Origin of the sequence: Bradyrhizobium sp. CCBAU 25360 (genome assembly GCF_028128695.1) — a bacterium.
In the GTDB taxonomy this organism is placed as follows: Bacteria; Pseudomonadota; Alphaproteobacteria; order Rhizobiales; family Xanthobacteraceae; genus Bradyrhizobium; species Bradyrhizobium ottawaense.
Genome location: NZ_LBJA01000018.1, coordinates 1 through 2,604, shown reverse-complemented (window position 1 = coordinate 2,604; position 2,604 = coordinate 1). Strand labels below are relative to the sequence as shown.

2 protein-coding genes are annotated in these 2,604 nt (G+C 66.1%); both read right to left on the bottom strand.

The annotated features are described in order from the left end of the window. A partial coding sequence (locus XH81_RS04820; RefSeq protein WP_271596017.1) for a chemotaxis protein CheW occupies positions 1 to 373 on the bottom strand: 373 nt, incomplete at its 3' end. Between the two features lie 27 nt (positions 374 to 400). Continuing rightward, the coding region (locus XH81_RS04815; protein ID WP_271596016.1) for a hybrid sensor histidine kinase/response regulator at positions 401 to 2,604 on the bottom strand (2,204 nt) is incomplete at its 5' end.

The window sequence follows — 2,604 nt, the reverse complement described above, 5'->3', positions numbered from 1 at the left end:
TGGCCATGCGGGGGTCGAGGTTGACGGGATTTTCCTCCATGCCGGCTTCCGGCAGGCGCAGCACCTCGCCGATCTGGTCGATCAGGAGGCCATAGGATTCGCCGCGGAGGTCAACGCCGACCGCCATCGGCACCTTGCCGTCCTCGGGCTGCGGCAGGCCGAGGCGGGCGCGCATGTCGACCACGGTGACGATGCGGCCGCGCAGATTGAGCACGCCCGCGATCTCGCGCGAGGACAAGGGCACGCGGGTGACGCGCTCGGGCATGAACACGTCCTGGACGCGGGAGATCGGCAGGCCGAACAGCTGGCCGCCGATCATCGCGGTGACGTATTCGACCATGGCGCCTTCGCCCACTTGCGTCTTCTTGTTCATCTGCTTCTCCTGATCCCTGTCCTGCCCTTACGCCGCTGCCCTGTTCAGCTCGGAGGCGCCGGCGGCACCCGCGGTCTGCTCCTTCAGCGCCGCGATCAGACCGGGACGGTCGAACTTGGCGACATAGTCGTGGAAGCCGGCCTGACGGCCGCGCTCGATCGCCGCCGGCGACACCAGCGCGGACAGGCCGATGATCGGCATCGAGCCCAGATTGTTGTCGGAGCGGATAACTTCCGCGAACTCGAACCCGTTCATGTCGGGCATCTCGATGTCGGTCAGGACCACGTCGAAGCTCTGGGCACGGAGCGCCGCGAGGCCCTCCTGCGCGGTCGGCGCGGTGCGGACGCGGTAGCCGGCGGCCTTGAGCACGGGCGCCAGCATGTTGCGGAAGAAGGCGCTGTCGTCGACCAGCAGCACCGACTGCGAGTGCATCGACGGCTTCATCTCCTTGCGGGTGAACCAGTCGGCGAACGCCATCGGGAGGAAGTGGCCGACGTCGATCACCTCGGTGGCCTGGCCCTTGATCACGGCCGAGCCGAGGATGCCGGAGGCGGAGCCGCCGACCTCGATGTTGAGCCGTTCCTCGACGATGTCGATGATCTCGTCGACGACGAGGCCCATGGAGCGGCCGTCATCGGCGAACACCAGGATCGGCTGGGCGCCCTGGCTGGCAATGGTGACGCCTTCCATGGCGACGAGCGGCATCAGCTGCTCGCGGTATTGCACCATGTAGCGGCCGTTCGAGAACTCGATCTTGTCGGCGGGCAGCTCTTCCAGGCGGGTGACGAGGCCAAGCGGGACCGCCTTGGGCTGCGACGAGCCGGCGCGGAACACCAGCAGCGAAGTGGTCTGCTCGCCGCTTCCGATGTGATGCGCGCCGTTCTCGTCGCCCATGTCATGGGCCGAGGAGCCGGCGGCGCCGAGCGCCTTGGCAATGCCGTTGGGGTCGATGATCATGATCACCGCGCCATCGCCCAGGATGGTGTTGCCGGAGAACATGTCGATGTGACGCAGCTTGGTCGACATCGGCTTCACGACGATCTCTTCGGTGTGGAACACGCCGTCGACGACGATGCCGAAGGTCTGGCTGCCGACTTGCGTGACCACGATGAAGCCGTTCTCGGGATCGGACGCGGCGCCGTCGTCGATCTTGAGCAGCTTCTTCAGATGGATCAGCGGCAGCAGCTTGTTGCGCAAGCGGAGGACCGCGGTGTCCTTGATGCGCTCGATGCGGTGCTCTGAGTTGGCGCGGGCCCGCACCAGCTCGACCACCGAGAGCTGCGGGATCGCAAAGCGGTCGCCGGCGGCTTCGACGATCAGGGCGGAGACGATGGCCAGCGTCAGCGGGATCTTGATGGTGACGGAGCTTCCCTCGCCGGCCACCGACTTGATGTCGATGGTGCCGCCGATCTGGTCGATATTGGTGCGCACCACGTCCATGCCGACGCCGCGGCCGGAGACCGAGGTGATGGCGGCTGCGGTGGAGAAGCCGGGCGCGAAGATGAACTTGTGGATCTGGGCTTCGCTCATCTTCTCGAGCTCGGCCTCGGTGACCAACCCTGAGGAGATCGCCTTGGCCTTGATCTTCTCGGTGTTGAGGCCACGGCCGTTGTCGGCGATGCAGATGATGATGTGGCCGCCCTCGTGATAGGCGGACAGGCGGATGGTGCCCTGCTCGCCCTTGCCGGATGCGAGACGCTCGGCGGGGGTCTCCAGGCCATGATCGGCGGAGTTGCGCACCATGTGGGTGAGCGGGTCCTTGATCAAATCGAGCACCTGGCGGTCGAGCTCGGTGTCGGCGCCGTGCATCTCCAATTCGATCTGCTTGCCGAGTTCGCTCGACAGGTCGCGGACGATGCGGGGCAGCTTCTGCCAGGCATTGCCGATCGGCTGCATGCGCGTCTTCATGACGCCTTCCTGCAGCTCGGCGGTGACGTTGGACAGGCGCTGCAACGGCACCTTGAACTCGGTGTCCTCGTTGCGGCGGGAGATCTCCAGCAGCTGGTTGCGGGTCAGCACCAGCTCGGAAACCATGGTCATCAGATGCTCCAGCGTATCCACGTTGACGCGGATCGACTGGTTGGCGATGCGGTCGCCTTCGCTGGCGCCCTCGTCGGCCATCGACTTCTTCGGCGCGGCCTTCTCCTTGGCGGGCTTTGCTTCCTTGGCCACTTCCTTAACAACAGGCGCGGGCGCTTCAGCGGCCGGCGCGGGCTCGGCCTTGGCTTCAG